Origin of the sequence: Paraburkholderia sp. J11-2 (assembly GCF_905220185.1) — a bacterium.
In the GTDB taxonomy this organism is placed as follows: domain Bacteria; phylum Pseudomonadota; class Gammaproteobacteria; order Burkholderiales; family Burkholderiaceae; genus Paraburkholderia.
Map to the genome: position 1 here is coordinate 118,664 of NZ_CAJMYY010000029.1, position 6,175 is coordinate 124,838.

The window sequence follows — 6,175 nt, forward strand, 5'->3', positions numbered from 1 at the left end:
TCACAGCCTTGCTACGCGCTGCTTAGATGCAGGTGGTCAGCAACAGCGCGGGCCCAAACGTGATGACGGTGGCGGCAAGCGCCGCGATCAAGGTCCAGATGACAACGGTATGCAGGAAGGTGCTGATCGGCTCGGGACCGGGGTCGCGCCGCGCGGCCGCACGGTAGCGCCACAGCCAGCCGATCGCGACGAGGTGCGCGAGCAGCACGATCACGAGGCTCAGGCGCAGCGGGCCTGCCGGCCAGCCGAATGCGCAACCGATTGCGTGCAGCGCATACAGGATCACGAGCGCAAGACACCAGATCGTGAAGCCGACGGCCAGCCACCACAGCCGCCGTGGTGCAAGCGGGTGCCCGTTCATGGCCGCGCTCCGAGCATCGCGACGAGTCCAGGCAACGCGAGCACGAGGCCGATCGCGATGATCGCCGTCACCGTTGTGTAGTCGAGCCACAAGCGCGACAGGCGCAGGTCGGTGAATCGCCGCGGGGAGATGAAGCCCGCGCGCAAGCGCAGCAGGTTGCTGACGAGAAAAAGCAGTCCGATGCCGGCATGCAGTGCGATGTAAGCGAGTAGTGCGGCAGCCGTTGCGCCGAGCGCATGCGCGCGCGGATCTGGCGTGACGCCGGAGATCAACGCGACGTCGGCGGCTAGCGCCACCAAAAGTGCGAGTGCGGCAAGCACGATCCAGCCATACGGTTTGCCGCCCGCCGTCGTGGTGCGCAGCGAGCCGCGCGCAGCCGCCGCCGCGACGGCGAGCCCCGCTATCGTGAGGATTACGAGAAAACGGCTCGGCTGCGGCGTCGCGGCAGCGGGCCAGTTTGGCGCGGCGATCCAGAGATAGAACGTACCGAAGATCAGCGAAGTGAACAGGGTGCCGTTCGCGACCAGCGCGCAGACGAGCGCAAGCCACGACGGCGCGCTCGCCACTTCCGTATGCGGCGGCACGCTCACGCCGTGGCCCACCGGCAGCGGACCATAGTCGCGCGGCAGTCCCGCGCGCTGGCCGGCGAAGACGAACATGCCGAACGTCACGAAGGCGAGCCCGGCCGATAGCAGGTAGAACTTGAACAGCATCGCGAGCACCGCGGCGCCCGTTACGAGTGCGGTGAATAGCGGTAGATACGTCGCGTTCGGCAGCACGATCAATTGGTCGGGTTCACCCGACGTCATGTGTACGCCAAGCGTTTCCTGCCAGCCGTTGCGCGTAAAGCCGAGATAGCCTTCACCGCGCGCGAGCGACACGGCAAGCTGGCCCGGGCCGATGCCGTCCGTCTGGGCGCCAACGCGCGGCAGCGAAGCAAACGCGTAGGGCGCGGGCGGGATCTGCATGGCCCATTCGAGCGTCGTCGAATCCCACGGATTGCGCCGCACGCGTCTGCCGAAGCGCAGTTGCACGACGATGTCGATCGCCACCAGCGCGAAGCCGATCGTCATGATGAATCCGCCGACCGAGGAGAGCAGGTTGAGCCAGTTCCAGCCTTCGTCGCCGCTATAGGTGAAGATGCGCCGCGGCATGCCGAGCAGGCCGGTCAGGTGCATCAGGAAGAAGGTCATGTTGAAGCCGATGAAGACGAGCCAGAAGGCGGGCAGCGAAAGCCTGTGCACGGCAGTGCGGCCGGTCAGCAACGGGAGCCAGTAATAGAACGCGGCCAGCATCGGAAAGGCAAGGGCGCCGGCCACCACATAGTGCATATGCGCGACGACGAAATAGGTGTCGTGCGCCTGCCAGTCGAACGGCACGATGGCGAGCATCACGCCGGTCAGGCCGCCCGCCGTAAACACGAAGAAAAAGCCGAAGATGTAAAGCATCGGCACATCCCAGCGCGGCCGGCCGTGCGACAGCGTGGCGAGCCACGCGAAGAACTGGATCGCGGTGGGCACCGCGACGATCGCCGAGCCCGCCGAGAAGAACGCCAGCGCCAGATGCGGAATGCCCACCGTGAACATATGGTGGACCCAGATGCCGAAGCTCAGGAACGCAAGCGCGATGATCGCCACGACAATGGTCCGGTAGCCGACGAGCGGATGCCTCGCGAACACGGGGATGATCGTCGAGAGCACGCCCGCCATCGGCAGGAAGATGATGTAGACGTCCGGGTGGCCGAACAGCCAGAACAGGTGCTGCCAGAGCAGCGGATCGCCGCCGCGGCGCGGGTCGAAGAACGGCAGCCCGAACGCGCGCTCGACCTCGAGCATGATCGAGCCGAGGATCAACGGCGGAAAGGCCACGATCATCATCATGGCCGTCACGAGGATGTACCACGCGAAGATCGGCATGCGGTCCAGCGACATGCCCGGCGCGCGCATCTTGAGGATCGAGACGACGATCTCCATCGCGAGCGAGAGCGCCGATATTTCGACGAAGGTCACGCCGAGCAGCCAGACATCGGCGTTGATCCCCGGCGTATACACGTTGGAACTGAGTGGCGTGTACATGAACCAGCCGCCGTCGGGGGCGACGTGCATGATGAGCGCCACGGTCAGGATCGTGCCGCCGAACAGGTAGCACCAGTAGCCGTAGGCCGTGAGCCGCGGAAAGGCGAAGTCGCGTGTGCCGAGAATCTTTGGCGTGATGTAGACCGCGAAACTTTCCACCATGGGAATCGCGAACAGGAACAGCATCATCGAGCCATGCATCGTGAAGACCTGGTTGTAGGTCTCCGCGTCCATGAAGGCGGCATGCGGGCTCGCGAGCTGCACGCGCGTCAGCATGCCGAGGACACCCGCGATCGCGAAGAACACGAACGAGGTGATCATCATGCGCATGCCGATCACGGTGTGGTTCACGGAGGAGAGTCGCTGGACACCCGGGCCCGTGGCCCATATCGCGGCAAGCTGGCGGTGCAGCCGCAGCGCGTTCATGCCGTGTGACTCAGGCTCGACCGGCACGCTCATTTCTTCACCTCCCCGCTGGCGGCCGCTTCTTTGAGGGCGGCGGAATAGTCTTCGGGACGATCGACGATCACCGCGAAGTGCATGCCCGCATGGCCGAGACCGCAGAACTGGTTGCACAGGCCTTCGTACTGGCCGGGCTGATCGGCCTCGACGCGCAGGCGCGTTTCATGCCCGGGGATCGCGTCGATCTTGCCGGCAAGGCGCGGAATCCAGAACGCATGCACGACGTCTTCGCTCGTGACGACGATGTCGACGGGCGTGCCAGCGGGCAGGTGCAGCACGTTCTTCGTTTCGAGGCCGCCCGCATCGGGATAACGGAAGGTCCAGCTCCATTGCTGCGCAATGGCCTCGATGCGCGGCGCGGTGCGGCCCGGCAGCGGCAGCAGCCGTTCGCCGGCATGGAGCGCATAGCCGATGAGGGGAATCAGGATCACGGCCGGCAGCACGAGGCCGCCCAGCACGATCCAGCGCGCGGGCGACACCCCCGAGCCCCAGCCCGGTCGCCGGATGACGAGGAAGAACAGCGCGAGCACGAGTGCGAACAGCACGGCCGCGCCCACCAGCATGACCCACCACAGCCCGGCAATCGACGCGGCGGCAGGCCCGGACGGCGAGAGCGTCGAGAGCGGACCGGCGCAGGCGGACAACGCGGCGACCAATCCGGCTTGGACGAGCACACGCAAGACACTATGATGGCTTGAGGTATCACGCCTTCGTCGCAGGGGGGATTGACCATGGCAAAGAAAGAAGATTCCGGATCTCAAGGCCACAGCGAAGTGATGCTCGAGTTGTTGCGGCTCGATGCAGGCTCGGTCGTCGCGCTCGTCGGTCACCCGATTCACGTGATGATGGTGCACTTCCCGATTGCATTCGTGGTCGCCACACTGGGCGTCGATGTTATCTACTGGTGGTCGGGCGATCCGTTCTGGGTGAGGGCGGGACTGTGGGCAGCCGGCTTTGCGTTCTGGAGCGGCGTGGGAGCCAGCCTTGCCGGTACGGCCGAGCTGCTGCTCGTGCGCGGCATCCGCTTGCGGGAGGCCAGCTGGTCGCATGCCGTGGCCGCCATGACGCTCCTCGCGATCGCGGGCGCCAACTGGGGCTTGCGCCTTCTCTATCCCGCAGAGGTGCTGCCGCATGGGCTCGCGCTGTCGGTCCTCGCCACGGTGATGACGGGCTTCGCCGGCTGGCATGGAGGCAAGCTCGTGTTCGATCATGGCGTTGGCATTCTGGTTTCCCCGAAGGACTGATGCAGCCAGCGGGAGAGCCCGCCGGGCTCGAACAGGTGCGGGGCGAACGTGCTAGAGGGGATGTGCGGCTTGGCGAGTACGACCCAGATGATCGCGACGATAACAAACACATAAGCGGTTGCGAGAGCAATCGACGCAAGGCGGCTCAAGTGCCCCTCGGGCAGGAAAAGATGGTGGAGCACGAGCCCGGCCAGGACATGCAGCATCGCCATGATGCCGACGAACACCATCTTCACCGTGAACCATTCAACGAACGTGGCCTGCAGAAAGATCAGTGCCGTGCCGCTTGCAATGGCGACGAAGGCGGCGGGTGAGGTCAGTTCGACATAAACGAGCCTCGTGATGCGGTGCAACCGATCGAGTTCCGGCCCGACCGGGAGCGTGCGCCGCTGCCAGAACAGGAACGGCAGCACGATGAGGCCGCCCGACCAGATCGCGATCGCGGCAAGATGGATGAACTTCAGGACGGTCGTCACAGTGCGGGCTCCCCGGCGCGCAGCGAGGACCATGCGATCCAGAGTCCAGCGGCGAGATAAGGGATCATCGCGAGCACCCACATCAATAGTCCGGCCAGTTGCTGATCGGCGAGCGGCGTGAGTCCCCACGCGGCCGTGCTGGCGAAATGCACCACGTAGAGCGGACGAGGAGAAAAGACGATCAGGGCGCCGAGCAGGCCCATCTGCCCGATCGTCGTGACCAGCGCCATCAATGCGACGCCGGTCTGGACTTGCGGAGAGAATATGCTGCGCCACATCAACCATGCACTCCCAAGCAGTGTGGCTTGCATCAACCAGTAGGCGGGCACGGTGGCGAGGCCCCACGTATAAAGCCCCGGTGCATGCCAGAGCCAGACGATGACGGCATGTGCGGCGACCACCGGCACGAGAGGAGGCGAGGGAATGCGCCGCAGCGGAAAGGCTCGTGCCAGCAAGGGCGCGACGGCGGCGATGAGGAGGATGTGGTGCGTGACTCGCGCCGAGAACAACGCTGACGACAGCGCGCAAAGCGGCGAGACGAATACGACGACCATGAGCGCGAGCGCGAGCCAGGCGGCGCGTGCATCGGCGCTGCGCCCGCGGGCAATGACACATGCCAGAGCCGCAAGCGCGGTGAGCAACAACGGATCGGTGTTCCAGCGCAGCCACAGATCTTCAGGAGTGCCTGCGGGGCCGCAGTAGGCGATCAGTGAAGCTGGCATGACACGCTGCCCTCCGGATCTGAATCGTACTGTAATGTACGTCTAGCCGTTGGTGTGACAAGACCTGCGAGGATGCTCACGATAGTAGCAGACGAAGGCTTCGTCAGCTTCGCCGCGCGGACATTGTCACGTTAGTCCATGCTGTTCCGATGTCGCGAGTAGCGTATGCCGGGGATATTCGGTGCAGGCTGCCCATCGTATGAAGGCCATTCGACGCATGCCGGGCGTGCATCCATTGAAGCTCGTTGATTCTGCTAGCCAGGTTCACAGCATTTGCCAGGCGAACTCATCGATGTCCTAAGTAGAGCGTGCCGTGCTCGGCATCGAACTTCATGCTTTATTTAACATAATGCAAATTAGCGAAGTTTTTGATGTGGGTCCCAAGTAGAAATGTCGTGTTCTGGCTATTTAGATGGAATGGTCGCCTCCAGCCTTAGCGGGCCATCCGACGCTACAAACTCGCGTCCAGAGCGTGCAACATTGCTGGCTCGGCAGATCCTGCCGCCAAGAAGAACCAGATGGAACCCACGACCATTGCCATCGACCTGGCAAGCGCGTTTTCCAGATTCACTATGTCGAGCCTAAGACCGGCACGATTCACAGCAAGGCGCTCAAACGCGCCCAGCTCGTACCGTTCTCGCCAACCGGCCGGCGAGCCGTGTCGTCATGGAAGCCTGCGGCAGCGCCCATCACTGGGCCCGGGTTCTGGCGCGGCTTTGCGCGAAGTCAACCGGTTCAAGGTCATCCAGGCGGTGACCGAGGCACGGCTCAAGCCTGGCCAGGCGGGCGCTTACGATCATCTACCGTGCGTGGCAGCGCTCGAATACCAGGATTT

The 6,175-nt window shown here is 64.3% G+C and carries 6 protein-coding genes; 1 reads left to right on the forward strand and 5 read right to left on the reverse strand.

Features of this window, described 5'->3' with window-relative positions; translation table 11 throughout:
* Positions 1 to 22 precede the first annotated feature (22 nt).
* From U5A57_RS32740 to coxB, 3 genes are read right to left on the reverse strand one after another with little or no spacing between them, the layout of a single operon-like run.
* A complete protein-coding gene (locus U5A57_RS32740; RefSeq protein WP_321915827.1) occupies positions 23 to 361 on the reverse strand; it encodes a hypothetical protein in 339 nt (112 codons plus the stop codon).
* Positions 358 to 2,895 carry a cytochrome c oxidase subunit I gene (gene ctaD, locus U5A57_RS32745; protein ID WP_321915828.1) on the reverse strand — a complete coding sequence of 846 codons (2,538 nt, stop codon included), beginning with the start codon at positions 2,893 to 2,895 and terminating at the stop codon, positions 358 to 360. The genes U5A57_RS32740 and ctaD overlap by 4 nt, the downstream gene beginning before the upstream one ends.
* Positions 2,892 to 3,542: a cytochrome c oxidase subunit II gene (coxB, locus tag U5A57_RS32750; protein ID WP_321915829.1), complete on the reverse strand. Its 651-nt coding sequence runs from the start codon at positions 3,540 to 3,542 to the stop codon at positions 2,892 to 2,894. The genes ctaD and coxB overlap by 4 nt, the downstream gene beginning before the upstream one ends.
* A gap of 87 nt (positions 3,543 to 3,629) precedes the next feature.
* Between coxB and U5A57_RS32755 the strand changes: the two genes are divergently transcribed.
* Entirely contained in the window at positions 3,630 to 4,142 is a 513-nt protein-coding gene (locus tag U5A57_RS32755) for a DUF2231 domain-containing protein (RefSeq protein WP_321915830.1), read from the forward strand.
* Here the strand turns inward: U5A57_RS32755 and U5A57_RS32760 are convergent.
* Both U5A57_RS32760 and U5A57_RS32765 read right to left on the reverse strand, forming a co-directional pair.
* A complete protein-coding gene (locus U5A57_RS32760; protein WP_321915831.1) occupies positions 4,106 to 4,618 on the reverse strand; it encodes a CopD family protein in 513 nt (170 codons plus the stop codon). The genes U5A57_RS32755 and U5A57_RS32760 overlap by 37 nt on opposite strands.
* Positions 4,615 to 5,340, reverse strand: a complete 726-nt coding sequence (locus U5A57_RS32765; RefSeq protein ID WP_321915832.1) for a cytochrome c oxidase assembly protein — start codon at positions 5,338 to 5,340, stop codon at positions 4,615 to 4,617. Before U5A57_RS32765 ends, U5A57_RS32760 begins: the two co-directional genes overlap by 4 nt.
* Positions 5,341 to 6,175: the final 835 nt, after the last annotated feature.